Origin of the sequence: Streptomyces sp. SID4985 (genome assembly GCF_009863025.1) — a bacterium.
Classification (GTDB): Bacteria; Actinomycetota; Actinomycetes; order Streptomycetales; family Streptomycetaceae; genus Streptomyces.
Window position 1 is genome coordinate 1 of sequence record NZ_WWIR01000299.1, and the last position, 21,726, is coordinate 21,726.

The following is a 21,726-nucleotide window of genomic DNA, read 5'->3' on the forward strand; positions in this document are numbered from 1 at the left end:
CCCGCCCCGGACGCCGACTTCGCGCTCGCCGCGCTGCCGCTCGGGGCGCCGGGCAGCGGCTGCCTGGTCGCCGTCACCGAACAGCCCGGCGGCTTCGGCGCCGACGACCGGGCCTGTCTGGAGCTGCTCGCCGGGGCGGTCACCGCGCCGGTCCCCGTGCCGCCCGCCCCGCCCCGCGAACTGGCCGACGACGCGTTCCGGCTCGCCATGGACACCGGCCGGGTCGAGGTCGGCGACGACATCCTGCGGCTCTTCGGCCTCTCCCGCGAGGCGTTCGACGGCAAGGTCGAGACGCTGCTCGGCCGCACGGTGCCCGAGGACCTGCCCGCGCTGATGTCCGTCGTCGAGGCCGACCACATGCCCGTCGGCGACCGCGAACTGGAGTTCCGCGCCCTCCAGCCCTCCGGCGCGCCCCGCTGGCTGCGGCTGCGCGGCCGGCTGCTGCCCGGCGGCGGGGGACACCCCGCCCGGCTCGTCGGCACCGTAGCCGAGGCCTCCGCCTTCCGCTCCGACGTCACCGACGTGGCCCGCGTCCAGCGCCTGGCCGCCGCCCTCGCCACCGCGGGCACCGTCAAGGACGTCGGCCAGGCCGTCGTCGCCGCCCTGCGCGCACCCCTGCGCGCCGACCGCATCGCGCTCGCCGAACTGGAGAACGACCGCCTCGTCGTCACCGTCCTCGACCCGCCCGAACCCAGCGCCTGGCCCGAACTCTGGCGCGCCGAGTGGCGCGGCGAGTGGCCCGACGCCCCCGTGCGCGCGATGCCCGCCCTCGCCGCCGCCCTGCGCAAGGGCCGCGCCCGCATCTGGCCCGCGGGCTCCCGCCTGGAGCCCGGCCTCGCCGGAGTCGGCCCCGGCGGCCTCGCCGTACTGCCCCTGCCCGCCGGGGGCCGCACCGCCGGGGTCTGCCTGATCGGCTGGGACCGGCCGCACGAGTTCGGCCCCGACGAACGCGCCCTGCTCACCGCCTGCGCGGGCCTGACCGGGCAGGCCCTGCTGCGCGCCCACGCCTTCGACGCCGAACACGAACTCGTCGGCATGCTCCAGCGCACCCTGCTGCCCCGCAGACTGCCCCGGCTGCCCGGCGCCGAGGCCGTCGCCCGCTACCTCCCCGCGACGGCGGCCCTGGAGGTGGGCGGCGACTGGTACGACGTGATCCCGCTCGCCGACAACCACGTCGCCCTCGTCATCGGCGACGTCCAGGGCCACAACGCGGGCGCCGCCACCCTCATGGGCCAGCTCCGCACCGCCCTGCGCGCCTACGCCGCCGAGGGCCACCCCCCGGACGTCGTGGTCGCCCTCGCCAACCGGCTGCTCCTCGACATGGAGACCGACCTCTTCGCCACCTGCGCCTACGTCGACGTCGACATGGAGAGCGGCTCCGCGCTGTGCGTACGCGCCGGGCATCCCCAGCCGGTCCTGCGCCACCCCGACGGCACCACCGAGATCGTCGCGGCCGAGGGCGGACCGCCCCTCGGGGTGCTGGACCGGGCCGAGTTCCCGATGACCCCGCTGCGCCTGAGACCCGGCACCGTCCTCGCGCTCACCACCGACGGCCTGGTGGAGTCCGCCGACTCCGACCTCGACCGGGGCATGGCCCGGCTCGCCCGCGACCTCGCCGCCGTCGACCCCGCCGATCTCGGCGCGGCCGCCGACGCCCTGCTCGGCGGCGCCCACCGGGGCGACGACGTGGCCCTGCTGCTCACCCGCTACGACGGCATGGCCGTACGCCCGCTGCGCGAGAGCTGGAGCGTGTGGCGCGTCCCCGAGGCGGTCCGGCACGCGCGCCGCTTCACCCGGCGGGTGCTGCGCGGCTGGGACGTGCCCGAGGACACCCTGGACGCGGCGCTGCTGATCGTCTCCGAGCTGGTCACCAACGCCCTCGTGCACACCGAGGGCCAGGTCCGCCTCGACCTCGGCCTGGTCGGCCACCGCCTGCGCCTCGCGGTCGCCGACGCCTCCCCACGCGGCCCCCTCAAGCCCACCAACATCGGCTGGGAGGCCACCGGCGGCCGGGGCGTCCTCCTGGTCGAGGCGGTCTCCTCGACCTGGGGCACCGTGCCGGTCAGCGGCGGAAAGCAGGTGTGGGCGGACCTGGTGACGGGCGAGAACACCTGAGCGGTCCGTCCCTTTCGAGTGGCGCGTTCGCCGCGTCAGCCTAGGGTCGGTTGGTGTGGCTCACACCTTTGAAGAACTCGTGCAGAAACAGCGTGCGGCCGACGCGGCCCACGCCACCGTGACGGACCTGCGCGACACCTACGGCCCGCCCGCCGAGCGCGGGATGACCGGTGCCCAGTCCGGCACCTACGAGACCGCGCTGCGCGCCTGGCGCGACCTGGCCCGCGACGCCCAGACCGCGGTCAGCGAGTACGCCCGCGAGACCGGCCGCCCGCGCGGCGAGGTCGAGGCCGAGGTGGAGCGGGCGGCGACCGGGGGCTGACGCCGGGTGGGGTGTCGTACGCCCGTGCCCGGCACCCGGTGGACCGCACCGGATGCCGGGCACGCCGTCGCGCCGTCGGTCGTGGACCCGTCAGGCGTGGGTCTTGGCCAGCAGCTCCAGGATCTCCGCCGTCGTGCCGTTCTCGCCGAGGCGCGGGAAGACGCGCTCGACGCTGTTCGCGTGCGCCTCGGCGTCCGCGTCGGCCATGGCGTCGGTGGCCAGGGTGACGTTGTAGCCCGCCGCGTAGGCGTCACGGGCGGTGGACTCCACGCCGATGCTGGTGGCGATGCCGGTCAGCACGATCTGCGTGATGCCCCGGCGGCGCAGCTGCACGTCCAGGTCGGTGCCGAACAGGGCGCTCCAGTTGTGCTTGGTGACCACGATGTCGCCGTCGTGACCGGAGAGTTCGTCCACGAGGACGTCCCAGCCCTCGGGGAAGGACAGGCCGCGCGGCTGCCGCTCGGTGCGGCCGGGCACCGCGTCGGCGCCGTCGGCGGCGAACGAGACGCGGACCAGCACCACCGGCAGCTCGCGGGCGCGGAAGGCGTCCGCCAGCTCCACGGAACGGGCCACCACGTCGGCGGCGGCGTACGGCTGGGTCTGCATGCCCACGATGCCGCGCTGGAGGTCGATCACGACGAGGGCGGTACGGGGGTCGAGCGTGGTGACGGACATGAGGGGATCAGACCTTTCGGGGGGTGAACCGGCCGCGCGAGCGGTCCGGCGGGGTCGTCGCCGGCGGACCGGCGAGCGTGAACGGGGCCGGGGCCGAGGAGGGGTACGGCCCGGCGGGGGTGCTCGGTGTCACGGCCGCGAGAGCCGTTCCAGCAGGGTCAGCGCCGTGAGCACGGTCTGCCGCTCCTCCTCGGAGAACCGGTCCTCCAGGGCGCGCGCCAGCCACTCCTCGCGCACCTGCCGGTTGCCCTCCACCCGCGCCTGCCCCGCCTCGGTCAGGGTGACCAGCTGACGGCGGCCGTCCGCCGGGTCGGGCGTACGGCGGATCAGCCCGTGCCGGTCGAGCGCGGCCAGCGTGGCCGCCATCGACTGCGGCCGTACGCCCTCGGCGGCGGCCAGCGCGCTCGCCGTGGCCGCGCCGTGCTTGCCGACCAGGGAGAGCGCCGACTCCTGCGGCGGGGTGAGATCGGAGTCCCGCGCCACCTCGCGGATACGGCGCCGCAGTCGGCTGAACATCACGCGCAGCTCGCGCGCGGCCAGGGCGGCGGAGTCCGAGATGTGGGGCATGCCGTCACCGTAGACACCGGCAGGTAAAACTGTCCAGCTGAGACTGTTCAGTTTTACCTGTCCAAAAGGATGTCCGGCGGACGCGCCCGGCCCGGCCGCCGCGCTCGGCGCGCGTGATCCCGGGCGAACTGGTCTGCTGGAACGGCAGCATCCCCACCCCCGAGCCGTACGTCCGGAGACACGCATGAGCACGTACCGAGTCGCACAGGTCACCGCCCCCGGCGGCACGTTCGAGCTGGTCGAGCGGGAGGTGCCGCATCCGGGGCCCGGCGAGGTACGGATCGCCGTGGAAGCGTGCGGGATCTGCCACAGCGACGCCCTGTTCGTGGACGCCGCCGCGCCCGGCATCACCTTCCCGGAGGTCCCCGGACACGAGATCGCCGGACGCGTCGAGGAGCTCGGCGAGGGCGCCCTCGGCCGGGGCTGGAAGGTCGGCGACCGGGTGGCGGTCGGCTGGTTCGGCGGCAGCTGCGGCTACTGCACGCCCTGCCGCCGGGGCGACTTCATCGCGTGCGTACGCCTGAAGGTGCCCGGCTGGGCCTACGACGGCGGCTTCGCGGAGAAGGTGATCGTGCCCGTCGACGCGCTGGCCCGCGTTCCCGACGGCCTCGACGCCTCCGCCGCCGGGCCCATGGCCTGCGCGGGCGTGACCACCTTCAACGGGCTGCGGCGCAGCGTCGCCCGCGCCGGTGACCGGGTCGCCGTCCTCGGCCTCGGCGGGCTCGGCCATCTCGGCGTGCAGTTCGCGGCCGCCATGGGCTTCGAGACCGTCGCCATCGCCCGGGGCGCCGAAAAGGCCGGGTTCGCCAAGGAGTTGGGCGCGCATCACTACATCGACAGTACGGCGGGCACCCCGGTCGCCGAGGCCCTGCAGCACCTCGGCGGCGCCAAGGTCGTCCTCGCCACCGCCGGGAACTCCGCCGCGATGTCCGCCACGGTGGACGGTCTCACCCCGCGCGGCGAACTCGTCATCATCGGGGTCTCGCCCGAACCGCTGGACATCACCCCGCTCCAGCTCATCAGCGGCGGCCGCGACGTCAAGGGCCATCCCTCCGGGACCTCCCAGGACGTGCAGGACACCATGGACTTCGCCGTCCTGCACGGCATCCGCCCGATGACCGAGGTCGTCCCGCTGGACGACGTGGAGGCGGCATACCAGAAGATGCTGGCCGGACGGGCACGGTTCCGGATGGTGCTGGACACGGCGGGCACCTGAGCGGGGGCCTCCGGCGGAGGGGCGAGGGCTCGGCTCGGACCGGCTGAGCGGTGGTGCCGGGCGGCACCGGTCGGGTCCCGCCGACCGGGTGCCGCCCGGCTGTGCGACCGGGCTCGGCCGGGCGGTGAGGTCCGGCGCCGTGGCGCCCTTCGCGGTGGCGGGACCGGGTCGAGCGATGGGCGGGGCCCGGCGGATGGACGGACCTCCGGCGGAGCGACGGCGACGGGGTCCGGTGGTCCGGCAGTGGACCGGGCGAGTCAATGGCGTCGGCCGAGCGGCGCGTCCGCGGGCGTTCGAGGTCGGGCGGGTGCCGCTTCGCCACCGGTCCGCGCTGCGGCGGCGCGCCGGTGTGGGTCAGCCGGTGTGCCGTCGCAGCCCCAGCCGATGCCGCACCACGTACCGGCCCGCGTGTCCGGCCGGGCGCGGTACCGACAGGAGCAGACCGCCGAACGGCACCGGCCGACCCCTCTCAGCCGTGCCGTCGACGCCTCGGCCGGTGCCGTGCCGCGAACCTGGCCGCGTGTCCCGCCGTGCGCAGCACCGAGCGGAGCGCCCCCGCACCGGAGACATGCCCCGGCCCGGCCGCCTCGTGCCGGGCCGGGCGGGGGGCGTAGGACGCGCGGGCCGAGAACGACCACGACAGCCGGGAGCCGACCTGGGCGTGCGCGCTCCGCGTGTCTACTCGTCCCATGCCTGGATCAGGATCTGCTCGGAGATCCTGCCGTCCCGCAGGGTGATCATCGACTCGGCGTAGACCCGGTCGCCGTTGGCGTACTCGCAGGACTCGGTGAACGCCGCGTGGTCGCCGTCGATGACGCACTGGCCGAGCCGGTGGATCATGTCGCGGCTGTAGATGTCGTCGAGCATCTCCCTGATCTCGCCCCGGCCGCGCAGCACCTTGGGGTGGCTCGGCTGGGCGTCGCGGTCGATGACGCGTATCTCGGCGTCGTCCTCGTACAGGTTCAGCAGCGAGTCGCCGGTGTCGGACTCGATGCTCTCGCGCAGTGTGTCGGTGGTGAACGCGGGGTTTTTCGTGCTGCCCATGGTGGCCTCCTTCGGACGCTCGCGGCCCGGCGGGGAGCGGGACCGCACGGGTCCACCTTTCGAGGCTCCCCCGCCCCGGCGGCCACGGCAAGCGCAGACGACGCGCTCCACCTGTCGGGTGAGGGGCGGCCGGTGCCCGTGTCCGGGGCGGCCGACGGGCGTTGCAGAGGACATGATCTCAACACGACGTATCGTCGCCGCGGTCGGTCTCGCCGTCGGCGTCACGGGCCTGGCCGCACCGCTCGCGAGCGCGGCCGACGCGAGCGCCGCGGGCACCGGGCAGATCAACCCGATGACCACGCTGGACACCCTCGCCGTCAGCGACATCCCCGCCGAGCACCGGTCGGAGGTCCCGCGCGTCACCGAGCAGCTGCGCGGCCTGAACCAGCTCAGCGACATGAACCGCCTCAACGAACTCCACCAGGTGACCGACCTGGCCGCCCCGGTGCTGGGCGTCCTCCCGGCGCTCGGCGGCTGACCGTACGAACGACGCTCTCCGGACCGGGCCTTTCAAGGCCCGGTCCGACGTATGTCCGTGGCGTAGGGTCGGCAGCGAAGGTACGTACAAGGGAAGAGGGGCCAGGTCATGGCGCAGGAAGTACGCGGCGTAGTCGCACCGGGGAAGGACCAGCCGGTGCGCGTCGAGACGATCGTGATCCCCGATCCCGGGCCCGGCGAAGCCGTCGTACGCATCCAGGCCTGCGGGGTCTGTCACACCGATCTGCACTACAAGCAGGGCGGCATCAACGACGAGTTCCCCTTCCTGCTGGGCCACGAGGCCGCGGGCGTGGTCGAGTCGGTCGGCGAGGGTGTCACCGAGGTGGCGCCGGGTGACTTCGTGATCCTCAACTGGCGTGCGGTGTGCGGCAATTGCCGGGCCTGTCTGCGCGGTCGTCCGCAGTACTGCTTCAACACCCACAACGCCAAGCAGAAGATGACCCTCGCCTCCACCGGTCAGGAGCTGACCCCGGCCCTGGGCATCGGCGCCTTCGCGGAGAAGACGCTCGTCGCCGCCGGGCAGTGCACCAAGGTGGACCCGGCCGTCTCCCCGGCGGTCGCCGGACTGCTCGGCTGCGGTGTGATGGCGGGCATCGGCGCCGCGATCAACACGGGCAACGTCGGCCGGGGCGACTCCGTCGCCGTCATCGGCTGCGGCGGCGTGGGCGACGCGGCCATCGCGGGCGCCCGCCTGGCCGGGGCGGGGAAGATCATCGCCGTCGACATCGACGACCGCAAGCTGGAGAAGGCCCGCGAGCTCGGCGCCACCGACACCGTCAACTCCCGTGAGACCGACGCGGTCGAGGCGATCCGCGGGCTGACCGGCGGCTTCGGCGCCGACGTGGTGATCGACGCGGTCGGCCGCCCCGAGACCTACCAGCAGGCGTTCTACGCCCGCGACTTGGCGGGCACCGTCGTCCTCGTCGGCGTCCCCACCCCCGAGATGAAGCTCGAACTGCCTTTGTTGGACGTGTTCGGCCGCGGCGGCTCCCTCAAGTCGTCCTGGTACGGCGACTGTCTGCCCTCGCGCGACTTCCCGACGCTCATCGACCTGCACCTCCAGGGGCGGCTGCCGCTGGACGCGTTCGTCACCGAGACGATCCAGATGGACGAGGTGGAGAAGGCGTTCGAGCGGATGCACGAGGGCGACGTGCTGCGTTCGGTGGTGGTGCTCTGATGACCGCCCGTATCGAACGCCTCGTCACCTCCGGCCAGTTCACGCTCGACGGTGGCACCTGGGACGTCGAGAACAACGTCTGGATCGTCGGCGACGACCACGAGGCCATCGTGATCGACCCGGCCCACGACGCCGAGGCCATCGCCCGCGCGGTCGGCGATCGCAGGCTGACCGCCATCATCTGCACCCACGCGCACAACGACCACGTCAACGCGGCCCCCGCCCTCGCGGACCTCACCGGCGCGGTGATCTGGCTGCACCCGGACGACCTGCCGCTGTGGAAGCTCACCCACCCCGACCGCGACCCGGACGCCCACCTCAGGGACGGCCTGGTCATGGAGGCCGCCGGAGCCGACCTGACCGTCCTGCACACCCCGGGCCACGCCCCCGGCGCCGTCTGCCTGTACGACCCCGGTCTCGGCACCGTCTTCACCGGCGACACCCTGTTCCAGGGCGGCCCCGGCGCCACCGGCCGCTCCTACTCGCACTTCCCCACCATCATCGACTCCGTCCGGGACAAGCTCCTCACCCTCCCCCCGGAGACCAAGGTCCTCACCGGCCACGGCGAACCCACCACCATCGGCGCGGAGGCCCCGCACCTGGAGGAGTGGATCGCACGCGGGCACTGATCCCGCCAAGACGCCTACAGGGGCGGCCGGTTGCGAAACCGGCCGCCCCTTTCGCATCGGGTACGGCCTCTGTCGCGCAGCGTCCCGCTGCCCTACCGTCGCCCCATGACCGATCCAACTCGCTTCGCGGGGTACGGAGTTCTCGTCACCGGTGCGGCCCGGGGCATCGGCGCGGCTGTCGCGCGGCGGATCGCCGAGGAGGGCGGGCGGGTGCTCGTCACCGACCGGGACGCCGACGGGGCCGGGCGGACGGCTGCGGGCCTGCGGGAAAAGGGGCTGGACGTAAGGGCGTTGGAGTGCGACGTGGGGGAGCGGGAGTCGGTCGAGGCGGCCGTCGCGTATGCCGTGGACGCGTTCGGGACGCTGGACGTGCTGGTGAACTGCGCTGCCCGTTCGTCGCCGGACGAGACGCTGTTCGAGGACGGTCGCGACGACGTGTGGGAGCGGGATCTCGACACCACGCTGACCGGGGTGTACCGGTGCTGTCGTGCGGCGCTGCCGCATCTCGCCGCCTCCGGGCGAGGGGCGGTCGTCAGCATCGGGTCGGTCAACGGGCTGCAGGACTTCGGGGGTCACGCCTACAGCGCCGCCAAGGCGGGCCTGGCCTCGCTCACCCGCACCCTCGCCGGGCACGCGGCGGCGCGGGGGGTGCGGGTGAACCTCGTCGTGCCGGGGACGGTGCGCACCTCGGCCTGGGAGGGGCGCGACGAGGATCTGGAGGCGGTGCGCGGGCTCTATCCGCTCGGGCGGATCGGGGAGCCGGAGGACGTCGCCGCGGCCGTGGCGTTCCTCGCCTCCCGTGACGCCGCCTGGATCACCGGTACCGCACTCGTGGTGGACGGCGGACTCACCGCCGTGCACACCGGGTTCCACACGGCGCTGCACGGGAGATGACCGGCAGACGGTGAAGTTCACCGTTTCGTCACAGCGCGACCGGAACCACAACCGTCCGGCCCGGGGGCGGGTCTAGTAGGCGACGGATGCCTTCGGGCAGCAGAGTGGGAGAGGGGTCAGGATCATGGGGGACACACGCAGACGAGGTGCCGCGCTGCTCGGCGTCACCGCACTGGCGGCGCCGCTGGCGCTCGTCGTCACCGCCGCACCGGCGCAGGCCGCGAGCTGCAGCACGAAGGCCGGGCCGTACCAGAAGCAGGTGGAGAAGTTCCTGGGGCGGCCGGTCGACGGCAAGCAGTCGAGCGCGGACTGCACGGCCATCCGCGCCTTCCAGAAGAAGCACGGCATCACCCCCACCATCGGCTACGCGGGTCCGGTGACCTGGGGCGTGGTGGACCTCATGAACAAGCAGAAGGCCGTGGGGAAGAACCCCAACAAGGCCGGCAAGTGCCCGGTGAACAAGGGCCGTATCGCCTGTGTGAACCTCACGCTCCAGCTCAGCTGGATCCAGGACGGCAAGAAGCTGGTCTACGGCCCCGTGCCGGTGCGCACCGGACGTGACCGCTACGAGACCCGCACCGGTCTGAAGAAGATCTACTGGCGGCACATCGACCACTACTCCACGCTGTACAACGTGCCGATGCCGTACAGCCAGTTCTTCGACGGCGGCCAGGCCTTCCACTCCGTCGGCGTGAGCGTGTGGAACCCGCCGGGCTCCCACGGCTGTGTGAACATGACCACGAAGGACGCCAAGAAGTACTGGTCGCTGCTCAGGAACGGCGACGACGTGTTCGTGTACGGCCGCAAGCCGGGCACCTGAGAAGCGGGGCGGGGGCGCCCGTTCGCCCCCGAACTCCGCCCGGGTCACGCCCCATTGACGTGATGAGTAACACGGTCCGAAATGTCCGTATCGAGCGCACTTGCTCACGTCGTCTTCACGGGGACCGGCATATGCTTCACATCATGTCCACCACTGCTGACACCGCCTGCCAGCGGTCGGCCGCGGAGGTCAACGAGGAGATCCGGGCCCTGTGGCGCCGCTCGGGCGGGATACTCACCACCGAGCAGCGCGCGGAGTACCAGCGTCTCGTCCTGGAGTGGGCCTCCGCGACACCGCAGCCGCGCCGCCCGTCCTGAACCGGCCGCCGCGCGACCACCGACATACACCTCAACGCCCATCCGTGACCGGATGGGCGTTTCGAGTGACCGATTCTTTCCGGAATGGCACGCCGCCCCCGAGTCACCCCCAGGTCGCCGAGTAGTACCGCTGGTAGGCCCGGCGCTCCTGCTCCGAGCGGATGTAGCGGGCCGCGATCAGCGCGATGAGACTGCCCGCCATGATGAGCAGCCCGGGGCCCACGTTCCGGGTGTCGGTGAGGCGCGCCAGCAGCGTACGGCCCTCGGCGATGCCGCTCACCGGGGCCGAGGAACCCGGCGTGGCCGCGCTCGGGGCCAGGGTGCTCTGCGGAGCGGGGGTGGAGGACGGCGCGGGGTTCTGCGCGGCGCCCCCGGCCTGCGCGCCGGAGGTGATCAGGCGGACGTTCAGCGCCGACATCGCCTTGGTCAGGGGCTGGAAGAACGTCGTACCGCCCGACGTGCAGTCGCCGCTGCCGCCCGAGGTGACACCGAGCGCCTGCCCCTCGGAGAACAACGGCCCGCCGCTGTCGCCGGGTTCGGCGCACACGTTCGTCTCGATCAGTCCGCTGACGCTGCCCTCGGGGTAGTTCACGGTCGCGTTGAGCGCGGTCACCTGGCCGTCGTGGAGCCCGCTGGTGCTGCCGCTGCGGAACACCCGCTGCCCCACCGTGGCGTCGGCCGCCCCGGTGATCCGGATGCCCTTGCCGCCGCCGATCGCGACCACGTCGGCCCCCGGCCCGGCCTTGCCGGAGTCGTACTGCACGAGCGAGAAGTCGGCGCCCGGGAAGTTGCTGTTCACCGTGGAACCGAGCTGCTGGTTGCCCTGGTTGTCGGCGAACCAGATGGATCCTGTGGGGCCGCAGTGGCCCGCCGTGAGGATGAAGTCCCGTTGCCCGTTGGTCACGTTGAACCCCGCCGAGCAGCGGCCGCTCGTGGAGAGGATCGGCTGCGCGCCGTTCAGCCGCGTGGTGAACGTGCCCTTCGACCGCTCCATGGTGACGAAGTTCCCGATGCGCGAGGCGACTTTGGTCAGCGCGGTCCAGTCACCGGACGACACCGTGCTGTCCGCCTGGACCACGACCCGGTTGGTGCGGTAGTCCACCGACCACGCGGTGCCCGCCACGCGCGGTGCCGAACGCAGCGTCGCCGTGGCCGACTTCAGCTCGTTCATGCTGTGGCTCACCATCTTGGGCTCGGCGCCCGCCCGCCGCACCTCATCCGCGGCGTTCGCGTCCGTCACCGCGACGACCGGCTTCCCGTCGGCGCCGATCCAGCTGCCCGCCGAGCGGGCGGTGCCCAGCTTCGCCGTCAGCGCGGAACCCGTCACCCCGGCGGTGCCCGCCGTGCTCAGCGGGGTCGCGGGGGAGCTGGGGGGCTCGCTCGCCATGGCCGCCTGCGTCACCATCGCGCCTCCCAGAAGGAGTCCGCCGACGGCCGCCAGCCGTGTCACTCGCCGGACGACCCGCCGTCGTGCGTGCCTCATGCCAGACTCCCGAAAACCCCGAGCGCGCGATGCCCCTGCCGGGCACCACGGGGCCCTCCGGTCGATGAGCGCCCGCCCCTGAGTACGTGGGGCGGGGCGGGCGCGTTCAGCGGCCGAGGCGATCTTCCACCCGGTTTCGCGGATTCCGTTTTCCCTTGCGCGCGGGGCGAGTTCGCGCGGGCCGGGTCAGCTCTTGCGGGCCACCCCGCCGAACATCGCGACCTCCTCCGGTTCGCCCTCGTCACCCGGCTCCGGGCGCCAGCGCGAGCAGGAGAGCACGCCCGGCTCCAGCAGTTCGAGACCGTCGAAGAAGCGGGTCACGTCCTCGGGCGTGCGCTGGGTGAGCTTCGGGGTGCCGTGCTCGTTCCAGAACGCGACCGCCTCGTCCACGTCCGGCATCGACGGGCTGGTGATGGTGTGCGAGAGCACGAGGTGGCTTCCGGCGGGCAGCCGCTCGGTGAGCTGCCGCACCAGGCCGTACGGGTCCTCGTCGTCGCCGATGAAGATGACCACGCCGAGCAGGATCAGACCGATGGGCTCGCTGAAGTCCAGTGTCTTCGCGGCGTGTTCGAAGATCGCGTCGATGTTGCGCAGATCCTCGTCCAGGTAGTCGGTACGCCCCTCGGGGGTGCTGGTGAGCAGGGCGCGGGCGTGGGCGAGGACCAGCGGGTCGTTGTCGACGTAGACGATCCGGGCGTCAGGGGCGAGCCGCTGGGCGACCTCGTGCGTGTTGTCGGCGGTGGGCAGCCCGGTGCCGATGTCCAGGAACTGCCGTATGCCCGCCTCCTCCACGAGATGGCGTACGGCGCGGCCGAGGAAGAGGCGGTCGGCGCGGGCGTACTCCCCGATGCCCGGGTGGAGTTGGCGGATCTGGTCGCCGGCCGCGCGGTCCACCTCGTAGTTGTCCTTGCCGCCGAGCCAGTAGTTCCAGATCCGGGCGGTGTGCGGCTGGCCGGTGTTGATACGGGCGCGCAGCGACTCGGCGACATCGTTGGCGGCGGCCGGGTTGTCGGTCACGTGGGTCAGCTCCTGAGGGCCTTGGGAGAGTGGTGCCTTGAGCGGTACACGGGTCAAGACGCAATCTAGACGCAGGAGTTGATCCCCACCGATGGTCCCGGGTATTCCGCCGGCCGTGTCCGTGCGCAGCGGGCTCCGGCACCGGGCCCCGTCGTGCTGCCGGGCAGGGGGCAGCCTCCTACACTGCGGACATGGACGACACGCTCCTGACCCGGCTCGGCACGGGCAAGTACCTGCTGGTCACCAGCTACCGCAAGGACGGCACGCCCGTTCCCACCCCGGTCTGGGTGGTGCGCGACGGCGACACCCTCGGAGTGTGGACGACCGCCGACAGCTGGAAGGTCAAGCGCATCCGCCGCCGCGCCGATGTACTGGCGGGCCCCTGCGACATGCGCGGCAACGCGACCGGCGAGCAGGTCCCGGCCACCGCCGTGATCACCGACGCGGACACCACCGCCCGCTACCGCTCCCTCATCGCCCGCAAGTACGGCATCGTCGGCCGGCTCACACTGCTGGGCAGCCGGATCCGCCGGGGTGCGGAGGGTACCGTCGGCATCCGGATCACCCTCAAGGACTGAACCGCGCGCGGCTCAGCTCCAGGCCCGGTACGCCTCGTCGACCAGCTGGAACACCGGCTCGCCCCGGACCGGGTCCTTGGCCGTGGACAGCCGTACCCGGTCCCCGCTGTGGATGCCGACGGCCGGGCCCATGACCCGGCCGCGCACCACGAAGCCCTCGGCCATCTCGACCAGCGACACATTGCGCGCCATCGGGGTGTTGCGGTGCACGACGGTGGAGTGGCGGACCGTGCCGAGCCCCTGGCTGCGCTCGGTGCGCAGATCGCTGCCCTGACACACCGGGCACAGCAGCCGGTGGTACATCGCCGTGCCGCACCAGGAGCAGCGCTGGAAGGTCAGGGCGTCCTTGTCCTCGGCGGACCGCGTGGGTATCGCGGATCCGGTGGACCCGGCGGTGGGAGACGGGGCGGGGGCGGCGTCGGCGTCGGACGCCGTCACTGCGGACCGGGGCTCGAGTACCCCCGCCGTCGAGCCGCCCGCCGGGTGCGCGGCGCTTGCTGAGTGGTGGTACACGCTGGTCAACTCCCTGCGCTGGGCCGGAAATCCCGAACGCGCGGTGCGAACCGCGCACACGTGTGCCCGGTCGTCGTGCCACCGTGCACACCGCCAGCGTATGGCACTCAGTGTCAGTCGTAAAGGCACTCCGTACCCTCAATGTGCGGGCGCGACCGCCCGGTTGCCGCTCAGGGCCGTCCGAGCGCCGCCTCGACCGCCCGCACCACGCGCCACAGCGGGGCATCGCGCCGGGCGACGACCACGACCACGTCCTCGCCCCGGGCGGGCGGGACGGAGGGCTGGACCGCCGCATCGCCGCCCGGTTCCGCGAACGTCGCCCGCACGCACCCCAGCGCGTGGTCCACGGCCGCGTCCGCGTCCCCCGCACCGTCCGAACGCAGCCAGGACCGAAGGGCGTTGTTGTGCGCCGCGACCACCGCCGCCGCGATCACGTCCGCTCGCAGCGTGCCGTCGGGACGCCCCGCGTACCGTTCCCGCAGATATCCGGCGAGGGCCCGCTCGTAGCGCCGCACCACCGACAGCTCGTACGCGCGCAGCCCCGGCACCTGCTTGGTCAGCCGGTAACGGCGCACCGAGAAGGCCGGGTTCTCCGCGTACATGCGCAGCACCAGACGGGCCGCGTCGCACACCCGCGCCACCGGTTCCTCGGCGCCGTCGCCCGCCGCGAGGAACGCCGTCATGTCGGCGAGACAGCGCTCGTGGTCGGGGAAGACCACGTCCTCCTTGGAGGGGAAGTAGCGGAAGAACGAGCGCCGTCCGACCCCGGCCAGCGCCACTATGTCGTCCACGGTGGTGCGGTCGTACCCCCGCTCCAGGAAGAGCCGGAAGGCCGCCTCGACCAGGGCGTCACGCATCGGCGGCTTCACGGCCGGGGCCGCGCTGCTGGTGCTCATGAGCGGGAACGTAGCACCCTGCGGACCCGCGTGGCACTGGGTGCACCATGGGCCGTCCGCGAGGGAACCGAGTGCTGTACGGCACGGCCGAGGCGTGCGTCTCCACGCGATCCCCCCACGCCCGTCGATCATGGCGCCCGGCCTGCGGCGTAACCTTTCTCCACCCTGTCGCCACCGGTCCGCCCGAGGAGAACAACCATGCGCCGCCCCCGCCTGCTCTACGTGACCGATCTGGCGTTCCCGGCCCGTGGGCGCCGCTACGGCGACGAGGACGTGTTCCTCACCTCCCGCCTGCGCGCCCACTTCGACCTCGCCCTGTGCCACCCGCTGGACGCGGCCGCCCTGATGGACGGCTACGACGCCGTGGTGGTCCGCAACAGCGGCCCGGTGCTCGGTTACCTGGCCGAGTACGAGAAGTTCCGCGCGCACGCGCTGGAGACCGGGGCCCGGGTGTACAACCCGCTCAACGGCAAGGCGGACATGGCGGGCAAGGGCTATCTGATCGAGCTGACGTCGGCGGGCTTCCCGGTCATCCCCACCGTCGACCGCGCCGAGGACCTGGACCGGCTGCCGCGCGCCGACCGCTACATGGTGAAGCCGCGCTTCGGCGCCGACTCCCTGGGCCTGCGCGTGGTGCCCGCGAGCCGGGTCGCCGAGGCGCCCGTCGCCGACGGCAGCGTCCTGGTGCAGCCGCACGTCGACTTCACCCACGAGATCTCCTTCTACTTCGTGGACGACGACTTCGCGTACGCCCTCTACGCCCCCGACCCCCGGCGCCGCTGGGAGATGAAGCCGTACCAGGCCACCGCCGCCGACCTGGAGTTCGCCCGCCGGTTCATCGACTGGAACGCGCTCGGCCACGGCATCCAGCGCGTCGACGCCTGCCGCACCGTCGCCGGTGACCTGCTCCTGGTCGAGCTGGAGGACCTCAACCCCTACCTCTCCCTGGACGCGCTGCCCGAGGAGGACCGCGACGCCTTCGTGGCCACCCTGACCACCTCCCTGAACCGCTTCGCCCAGCCTGGGGCGCGTATCGAGTCGTGATCAGTCTGCGGGATTCGCCTTCGTGGCGGGGTCTGGACCGGTAGACCGTCTTATGTGACGCCAGTGCAACTGACGGACGCAGAGCGGGAGTTCGTCGGGCCCCATCGGCCGCCCCCGCCCCCGCCCCCGGCCCGACGCGGTCGCCGGGGACGAGGCCTACTCGTCCCGGAGCGGCCGGCCCGCAAGCCACGACGCCGATCTCCATAAAGAGCGGAACACCGTTGAGCGCCTGATCAACAGGCTGAAGGCATGGCGGGGCATCGCCACTCGATACGGCAAGACGCCCGAAAGCCACCTCGCCGGCCTCCGCCTCCGCGCCTCGATGATCTGGATCAACGACCTCCTGAAGCCGACAGGTTGATCACGACCTCACACAACAGACCCCCGGAACGCAACCCGAGCCCGACCCGGAGTCGGCCCGAACTCAGGCAGTCCCGGGTATCACAAGTCCCGACTCGTACGCCACGATCACCAGCTGTGCCCGGTCCCGCGCCCCCAACTTGCCCATCATCCGGCTGACATGGGTCTTGGCGGTCAGCGGGCTGAGTCCCAACGCGTCGGCGATCTCGGAGTTGTTGAGACCGCGCGCGACCAGCGCGAGCACCTGCCGTTCCCGTTCGGACAGCCCGCTCGGCCCGCCCACCGCGGATGTCGTCGCGGTGTTCGGCGCGCGCAGAAAGCGGGCGATCAGCCGCGAGGTGGGACCGGGCGAGAGGAGGGACTCCCCCGCGGCCACCGTCCGGATGGCGTCGAGGAGTTCGGCCGGCCTGATGTCCTTCACGAGGAAGCCGGACGCCCCGGCCCGCAGTGCCTCGACGATGTGCTCGTCGGTCTCGTACGTCGTCAGGACGAGCACCTTCACCCCCGAGAGATCCTCGTCGGCGGCGATGAGCCGGGTCGCCTCGATCCCGTCGAGGTCGGGCATGCGGATGTCCATCACGATGAGATCGGCCCGCGCCGACCGGGCCAGCGCCACGGCCTCCCGCCCGGTGCCCGCCTCGGCGACGACCTCCATGTCCCCGGCCGACGAAACGAGCATCGCGAAGGAGGACCGTACGAGGTTCTGGTCGTCGGCCAGCAGTACGCGGATGGTCATCGAACCTCGTCCTCCTGGGACAGCGGCAGTGTGGCGGTCACCTCGAAGCCCCCAGCGGGCCCCGGACCGGCGTCCAGTGTCCCGCCCACGCTACGGGCCCGCTCCCGCATTCCGGCGAGCCCGAACCCCGGCCTGCCGTCGGACGGGCCCATCCCGCCGCCCGAGCCGGCGCTCCCGCCCGTCCCGTCGTCCCTGACACTCACCCGCAGTGCGCCGTCCGCGGTCCACAGACCCACCCGCACGGTGAGGTCCTCGCGGCCACCGTGACGTACGGCGTTGGTGAGCGCCTCCTGCACGATCCGGTACGCGGCGGCGCCTACGGAGGGCGGGATGCCGTCCGCGCGGACGGACAGTTCGACCTTGGCCCCGGCCACCCGGCCGGTCTCCGCGAGACCGGCCAGTCCGTCGATCCCGGGCAGCGGCCCCCGCATGTCCTCGGCCCCGGAAACAGAACCGGACACGGAACCGGCCCCCGCTCCCGGATCCGCGCCCACTCCCACGACCGTGTCATGCGCCCGCAGCACCTCCAGCGTCGTACGCAGTTCCCCCCGGGCGGTCCGGCAGGTCCCCGCGATGTCGTCCAGTGCCTGGGCGACGGCCTTGCGGTCGAGGCGATCGGGGTCGGCGGTGAGGACGTGGGCCGCCACGGACGTCTGCACGCCGATGAGCGTGATGCTGTGGGCGAGCAGGTCGTGCAGGTCACGGGCGATCCGCAGCCGTTCCTCGGCGACGCGGCGCCTGGCCTCCTCCTCCCGGGTGCGTTCGGCCCGTTCGGCCCGCTCGACGATGGAGGCGACGAACCAGCGGTAGTAGCGGACGTCGATACCGATGAACAGGACCGCGATGATCCAGCCGGAGATCTCCAGGGACTCCGGCGCCCCCTTCGGATTGGTGAGGCCGTCGCCGATCACTGTCGGGCCGAGGACGGCGACACCGGTGATCAGCGTGCGGCGTACGGTGCCGGTCGCCGCGACGGTGTAGAGCGCCAGGATGGTCGCGGGGATGGGCAGGGCGGGGTTGTAGTCGAGGGCGTAGTACGGAGCCACGCAGGCCACCACCCCGAGCAGGGCCACCACCGGACGGCGGCGCCGCCATACGAGGGGCGCATGCCCGGCGAGCAGCAGCGTCCAGCCGAGATGGTCGGGCGGGATCCCTTCGCCGCCCATCAGGGCGATGGCCACGGCGAGCACGGCGACGCCCAGCGCGAGGACCGCGTCGTTGCGGGTGCGGTGCGGTGCGGTCAGCGGTTCGCGGTTGATGGCGTCCATGATGTGCTCGACGCGACGGGACCGCCCGCCGCCACCGGCCGTCGTCTCCGCCGCCGACCGGTCGCGTACCCCTGTGGTCGTTCCCCGTTCTTCCACGGCTCCATCTTCCGTACTCGTGCGGGAACCCGGGCGCCCCTCAGGAAGGAGAGGCACCCGGGCGGGCCCGCCGGATCAAGGTGCTCGATCGGCGTGCTGGATCAGAGCGTTCGATCAGATTGCTCGATCGAGGCGTTCGATCAGCGTGCTCAGGGTGCGCCGACGGTTTCCGCCTGCCGCGGCGGCTCGGTCGGTCCGGCCGGTCCGGTCCGGTCGGCCGGGTCGGGCTCCCGTGAGAGCACGCCCGGCCACCACACCTTCCGGCGCAGGGCGACGCTGGCGCTGGTCACCAGGTACGTCCGTACGAGGAAGGTGTCGAGCAGGACGCCGACGGCGATCACGAAGCCGAGCTGGACCAGCTGCACCAGGCCCATGTTCGTCAGCACGGCGAAGGTCGCGGCGAGGACCAGTCCGGCGGAGGCGATGACGCCGCCGGTGGTGCGCAGCGCGGTGAGTGCAGCCGCGGTCGGTTCTGCTCCCGCCAGGGACTCCTCCCTCATCCGGTGCATGAGGAAGATGCCGTAATCGACGCCGAGGGCGACCAGGAACACGAAGGACAGCAGTCCGAGCCCCGGATCGGTGCCCTTGAGGCCGAGGAGCGGTTCGAAGACCAGTCCGCCGATCCCGAGGGAGGCGCCCCACACCGCGACGACCGCGACCACCAGGAGCAGCGGTGCGACCAGACTCCGCAGCAGCCCGATCAGGATGAGCATCACGGAGACGAGGACGAGCGGCACAACGATCTTCGTGTCCCGGGCGTTGGTGACCTCCAGGTCGATCTGCTGGGCGCTGTCCCCGCCGACGTAGGAGCCCTTCAGTTCGTCCCGCAGGGACTTGATGGTGGCAGTCTCCCCCGCCGACTGGGGTGCGCTCTTCGCGAAGACGGAGATCTCGGTCCAGCCGTCTCCCGTACGCCCCTTCTCCGCGCTGCCGACGCCCGGTGTGCCACGGACGGTCGCGAGGGTCTCGTCGGCGCGCCCCTGCGGGGTGATCACGTCGATGGGCTGGCTGCCCTGCCCGGGATAGGACTTGGCAAGGGTCTCCATCGCGACGACGGCCTCCGGCTTGTTGACGAAGGAGTCCTCCTGCTTGAGCGGTCCCGGCAGGTTGAGCGAGCCCAGGGCGAGGGCGCCGAGCAGTACGGCACCGCTCGCGAGTACGGTCAGCGGCCTGCGTCCGGCAGAGCTGCCCATCGCCGAGAACAGGCTCCGCCGCTGCTTGGGCGTGCTCCCGAAGGCGGGCACGAGCGGCCAGAACACACGCCGTCCGACCATCACGAGGACGGCGGGGAGCAGGGTCATCATCGCGATCAGCGCGCACAGCACACCGACGGTGCCGAGCGGGCCCATGCCCCGGCTGCTGTTGAGGTCGGCGGCGAGCAGGCACAGCAGTCCGGCGGCGACGGTGCCTGAGGAGGCGAGCACGGCGGGCCCGCAGCCGCGCAGGGCGGCGACCATGGCCTCGTACGGTCGCTCGAAGCGCCGCAGCTCCTCCCGGTAGCGCGAGATGAGCAGCAGCGCGTAGTCCGTGCCCGCCCCGAACACGAGGATCGTCATCACACCCGAACTCTGCCCCGAGACGGTCGTGCCGAAGGCCTGGTTGAGGCCGTAGGCGACACCCATGGACATGTAGTCGGCGATCCCGGCGACGACGAGGGGCACGAGCCACAGCACGGGGCTGCGGTAGATCAGGATCAGCAGTACGGCGACGACGGCGACGGTGGTGTAGAGCAGCGGTCCGCCGAGCGAGTCGTAGACCGCGCCGGAGTCGGTGGCCAGCGCGCCGGTGCCGCCCACGTCGACGCTCAACCCGCCTTCGCCCCGGGCGACTTCGCGGACGTCGTTGACGAGCTTGTCCCGCTGCTCCTCGTTCGCCCCGGGCTCGTTGCTGGCGACCGGGTACATCAGGGTCGTACCGTCCTTGGACGGAATTCCCTTGGGAGCACCGCCGATCAGCTCGTGGCGCCGCGTGATCTCCGCGACCTGCCCGGCCGCGGTCTTCCGGTCGGCGGCGCTGAGCCCGCCGTCCCGGTGGTAGACGAGCACCATCTCGGTGGTCTCGCCCCCGGGCAACCTGTCCTCGATCCTCGCCGCCTGCGTCGAGTCCGCGCTCGCCGGCAGGTAGTCGGTGACCTTGTCGTGCTGCACGTCGGCGAGCTTCGCCGCGAACGGCCCGACGAGCGCGATCACGGCAATCCACAGCCCGAGCACCGCCCATGGAACGGCTCGCCTGCGTCCCGTCCTCGTCGTGGTTGTCTCTGCGGCCCTCATCGACCGGTCTCCCTCCGGGTGACGTCTGTTTCGGTCCCCAGACTTCCGGTGAGAACCACGGCTTTCGTCGGGCGAGAGGGCGAGGTGACGCGTACTGCCGGGGGCGACGGCGGGTGCGGACTACTCCCTGGGGAGTAGTCGGCGGACGGCGCGCCGCCCCGGAAGGGGCGCGGGGAACCGCACGACCAGCCTTCACCGACCCGCAGCGGAAGACAATCCCCCGCCGGCAGGGCGCGAGGGGCCCGGGCCCACCCGGGGCTCACGACGGCGTCCGCGCCGCCGTGAGCAATCGCGTCACATCATCCGCACAGATCGTCAGTGCAGCGCCACCGTAGCGAGGGTCTCGCGTTCGGCAGGCGTGTACGGCCCGTCGGCGAGACAGATACGGGCGCCCTGGAGGAGGATGGTCTCCCGGCCGGCGGGGGCCAGGTGGGGCGCCGGCCGCCAGGACGGCGAGGGCGACGGTGTGGACGGCTTCCCGGAGCATCGCCGAGAAGCGGGTCGTGGTGGGGTGATCGAGGACGTCCGCGCGCTGTTGGTCCACGGCCTGGCCGTACGAGCCCTGCGCGCGGCCGGAGTCACCGACATCGGTATCGCCAACTCGCACGGGCCGGCCTGGCCCACGTCCGAGGAGCCGGAGGACCTTGAGGCACGGAACCGCTGGTGGACTTCCACAAGCGGTACGGCGGTGATCTGGATCAAAGACCTCACCCGGACCTCCAATTGATCACGACTCGATACGGGCCCCAGGGCCTGATCTCCGTCGCCGGGGCCGCGGTCCTGAACGCCCGCGCCCCGCGCGCCGTATCCCCGGTCGGGACCGCGCACTCCCGGACCCGAGGGACGGAAAGGAGAGCAGCGTGCCGACACCCCCCGATCCCCAGCCGCCGCGACCCGGGCGGATCGTGGAGCCCGTACGCGTCGTACGGGCCCGCCGTCAGGACGCCCTCGCGGAGCTGATGCGCGAGCTGCTGCCGGAGGACGGCGCACGCCCGCGCGAGGCCGCCGGTACGCCGCCACCCGGGCCCCCTGTCACGCCACCGCCACCGCCACCGCCGTTCGCGCCCGCCGGGGCCGAGGACGACACCCAGGAGCTGACCCCGGTGCCCGAGGCGCCCCCGGTGGGGGCCGGGCACCGCCGGGCCGTCGCGGCCGTCGCCCTCGGCGCCGCCGCGCTCGTCGGCTTCGGCT

General features: G+C 72.6%; 22 protein-coding genes and 3 pseudogenes. 13 read left to right on the forward strand and 12 right to left on the reverse strand.

All coding sequences use genetic code 11. From position 1 onward, the window contains the following. Together GTW40_RS12215 and GTW40_RS12220 are read left to right on the forward strand one after the other, a co-directional pair. Nucleotides 1-2,115: SpoIIE family protein phosphatase (locus GTW40_RS12215; protein WP_237525469.1), on the forward strand; the 2,115-nt coding region annotated here is incomplete at its 5' end. 55 nt (nucleotides 2,116-2,170) lie between these two features. Continuing rightward, complete coding sequence (locus GTW40_RS12220; RefSeq protein WP_161180195.1) at nucleotides 2,171-2,437, forward strand: hypothetical protein; 267 nt, start codon at nucleotides 2,171-2,173, stop codon at nucleotides 2,435-2,437. Between the two features lie 90 nt (nucleotides 2,438-2,527). On the opposite strand, the gene GTW40_RS12225 is transcribed toward GTW40_RS12220, so the two are convergent. After that, nucleotides 2,528-3,112 carry a hydrolase gene (locus GTW40_RS12225; RefSeq protein ID WP_161180196.1) on the reverse strand — a complete coding sequence of 195 codons (585 nt, stop codon included), beginning with the start codon at nucleotides 3,110-3,112 and terminating at the stop codon, nucleotides 2,528-2,530. Nucleotides 3,113-3,241: 129 nt separating this feature from the next. Continuing rightward, entirely contained in the window at nucleotides 3,242-3,679 is a 438-nt protein-coding gene (locus GTW40_RS12230) for a MarR family transcriptional regulator (RefSeq protein ID WP_161180197.1), read from the reverse strand. 184 nt (nucleotides 3,680-3,863) lie between these two features. Here GTW40_RS12230 and GTW40_RS12235 point away from each other — a divergent pair, with 184 nt between their 5' ends. After that, nucleotides 3,864-4,895, forward strand: a complete 1,032-nt coding sequence (locus GTW40_RS12235) for an alcohol dehydrogenase (protein WP_161180198.1) — start codon at nucleotides 3,864-3,866, stop codon at nucleotides 4,893-4,895. Between the two features lie 469 nt (nucleotides 4,896-5,364). Here the strand turns inward: GTW40_RS12235 and GTW40_RS12240 are convergent, their stop codons facing one another. Together GTW40_RS12240 and GTW40_RS12245 are read right to left on the reverse strand one after the other, a co-directional pair. Continuing rightward, nucleotides 5,365-5,586 (reverse strand): hypothetical protein, encoded by a 222-nt coding sequence (locus GTW40_RS12240; RefSeq protein ID WP_161180199.1) that lies wholly within the window; start codon nucleotides 5,584-5,586, stop codon nucleotides 5,365-5,367. After that, nucleotides 5,574-5,939 (reverse strand): nuclear transport factor 2 family protein, encoded by a 366-nt coding sequence (locus tag GTW40_RS12245; protein WP_018548659.1) that lies wholly within the window; start codon nucleotides 5,937-5,939, stop codon nucleotides 5,574-5,576. Before GTW40_RS12245 ends, GTW40_RS12240 begins: the two co-directional genes overlap by 13 nt. A gap of 172 nt (nucleotides 5,940-6,111) precedes the next feature. On the opposite strand from GTW40_RS12245, the gene GTW40_RS12250 reads away from it, so the two are divergent. The 6 genes from GTW40_RS12250 to GTW40_RS12275 all read left to right on the forward strand — a co-directional run bounded on the left by GTW40_RS12250 (nucleotide 6,112) and on the right by GTW40_RS12275 (nucleotide 10,274). After that, nucleotides 6,112-6,417 carry a hypothetical protein gene (locus tag GTW40_RS12250; protein WP_161180200.1) on the forward strand — a complete coding sequence of 102 codons (306 nt, stop codon included), beginning with the start codon at nucleotides 6,112-6,114 and terminating at the stop codon, nucleotides 6,415-6,417. A gap of 108 nt (nucleotides 6,418-6,525) precedes the next feature. Further along, nucleotides 6,526-7,614 carry an S-(hydroxymethyl)mycothiol dehydrogenase gene (locus GTW40_RS12255; RefSeq protein WP_161180201.1) on the forward strand — a complete coding sequence of 363 codons (1,089 nt, stop codon included), beginning with the start codon at nucleotides 6,526-6,528 and terminating at the stop codon, nucleotides 7,612-7,614. Beyond that, nucleotides 7,614-8,243: an MBL fold metallo-hydrolase gene (locus GTW40_RS12260; protein ID WP_161180202.1), complete on the forward strand. Its 630-nt coding sequence runs from the start codon at nucleotides 7,614-7,616 to the stop codon at nucleotides 8,241-8,243. Before GTW40_RS12255 ends, GTW40_RS12260 begins: the two co-directional genes overlap by 1 nt. Before the next feature lie 105 nt (nucleotides 8,244-8,348). Beyond that, complete coding sequence (locus tag GTW40_RS12265; protein WP_161180203.1) at nucleotides 8,349-9,137, forward strand: SDR family NAD(P)-dependent oxidoreductase; 789 nt, start codon at nucleotides 8,349-8,351, stop codon at nucleotides 9,135-9,137. A gap of 124 nt (nucleotides 9,138-9,261) precedes the next feature. After that, nucleotides 9,262-9,957 carry a L,D-transpeptidase family protein gene (locus tag GTW40_RS12270; protein WP_161180204.1) on the forward strand — a complete coding sequence of 232 codons (696 nt, stop codon included), beginning with the start codon at nucleotides 9,262-9,264 and terminating at the stop codon, nucleotides 9,955-9,957. A 131-nt stretch (nucleotides 9,958-10,088) separates the two neighbouring features. Next, nucleotides 10,089-10,274, forward strand: coding sequence for a hypothetical protein (locus GTW40_RS12275; RefSeq protein ID WP_161180205.1), 186 nt, complete (start codon nucleotides 10,089-10,091; stop codon nucleotides 10,272-10,274). A gap of 103 nt (nucleotides 10,275-10,377) precedes the next feature. Here GTW40_RS12275 and GTW40_RS12280 read toward each other — a convergent pair whose 3' ends face one another. Beyond that, the gene (locus GTW40_RS12280; protein WP_161180206.1) at nucleotides 10,378-11,757 is read right to left on the reverse strand and encodes a S1 family peptidase; all 1,380 of its coding nucleotides are present in this window, start codon (nucleotides 11,755-11,757) and stop codon (nucleotides 10,378-10,380) included. Nucleotides 11,758-11,943: 186 nt separating this feature from the next. Then, nucleotides 11,944-12,774, reverse strand: coding sequence for an SAM-dependent methyltransferase (locus GTW40_RS12285; RefSeq protein ID WP_161180207.1), 831 nt, complete (start codon nucleotides 12,772-12,774; stop codon nucleotides 11,944-11,946). Nucleotides 12,775-12,965: 191 nt separating this feature from the next. On the opposite strand from GTW40_RS12285, the gene GTW40_RS12290 reads away from it, so the two are divergent. Continuing rightward, nucleotides 12,966-13,352, forward strand: a complete 387-nt coding sequence (locus GTW40_RS12290) for a PPOX class F420-dependent oxidoreductase (protein WP_161180208.1) — start codon at nucleotides 12,966-12,968, stop codon at nucleotides 13,350-13,352. 12 nt (nucleotides 13,353-13,364) lie between these two features. Here the strand turns inward: GTW40_RS12290 and GTW40_RS12295 are convergent, their stop codons facing one another. Next, nucleotides 13,365-13,865, reverse strand: a complete 501-nt coding sequence (locus GTW40_RS12295) for a zinc ribbon domain-containing protein (protein WP_161180214.1) — start codon at nucleotides 13,863-13,865, stop codon at nucleotides 13,365-13,367. A 170-nt stretch (nucleotides 13,866-14,035) separates the two neighbouring features. Beyond that, a complete protein-coding gene (locus GTW40_RS12300) occupies nucleotides 14,036-14,761 on the reverse strand; it encodes a TetR family transcriptional regulator (protein ID WP_161180209.1) in 726 nt (241 codons plus the stop codon). A 198-nt stretch (nucleotides 14,762-14,959) separates the two neighbouring features. Here GTW40_RS12300 and GTW40_RS12305 point away from each other — a divergent pair, with 198 nt between their 5' ends. Beyond that, nucleotides 14,960-15,805: a hypothetical protein gene (locus GTW40_RS12305; protein WP_161180210.1), complete on the forward strand. Its 846-nt coding sequence runs from the start codon at nucleotides 14,960-14,962 to the stop codon at nucleotides 15,803-15,805. 115 nt (nucleotides 15,806-15,920) lie between these two features. After that, nucleotides 15,921-16,166, forward strand: a pseudogene (locus GTW40_RS12310) (IS5/IS1182 family transposase); the annotation flags it as partial. Nucleotides 16,167-16,229: 63 nt separating this feature from the next. On the opposite strand, the gene GTW40_RS12315 reads toward GTW40_RS12310, so the two are convergent. From GTW40_RS12315 to GTW40_RS12330, 4 genes and pseudogenes are all read right to left on the reverse strand, one after another. Beyond that, on the reverse strand, nucleotides 16,230-16,901 hold the full coding sequence (locus tag GTW40_RS12315; RefSeq protein ID WP_161180211.1) for a response regulator transcription factor: 672 nt from the start codon (nucleotides 16,899-16,901) through the stop codon (nucleotides 16,230-16,232). Then, complete coding sequence (locus tag GTW40_RS12320; RefSeq protein ID WP_161180215.1) at nucleotides 16,898-18,169, reverse strand: histidine kinase; 1,272 nt, start codon at nucleotides 18,167-18,169, stop codon at nucleotides 16,898-16,900. Before GTW40_RS12320 ends, GTW40_RS12315 begins: the two co-directional genes overlap by 4 nt. A 245-nt stretch (nucleotides 18,170-18,414) precedes the next feature. Next, nucleotides 18,415-20,535, reverse strand: a complete 2,121-nt coding sequence (locus tag GTW40_RS12325) for an MMPL family transporter (RefSeq protein WP_161180212.1) — start codon at nucleotides 20,533-20,535, stop codon at nucleotides 18,415-18,417. A 259-nt stretch (nucleotides 20,536-20,794) separates the two neighbouring features. After that, nucleotides 20,795-21,061, reverse strand: a pseudogene (locus GTW40_RS12330) (TerB family tellurite resistance protein); the annotation flags it as partial. A 334-nt stretch (nucleotides 21,062-21,395) separates the two neighbouring features. Here GTW40_RS12330 and GTW40_RS12335 point away from each other — a divergent pair. After that, nucleotides 21,396-21,726: pseudogene (locus tag GTW40_RS12335) on the forward strand (peptidoglycan-binding protein); the annotation flags it as partial.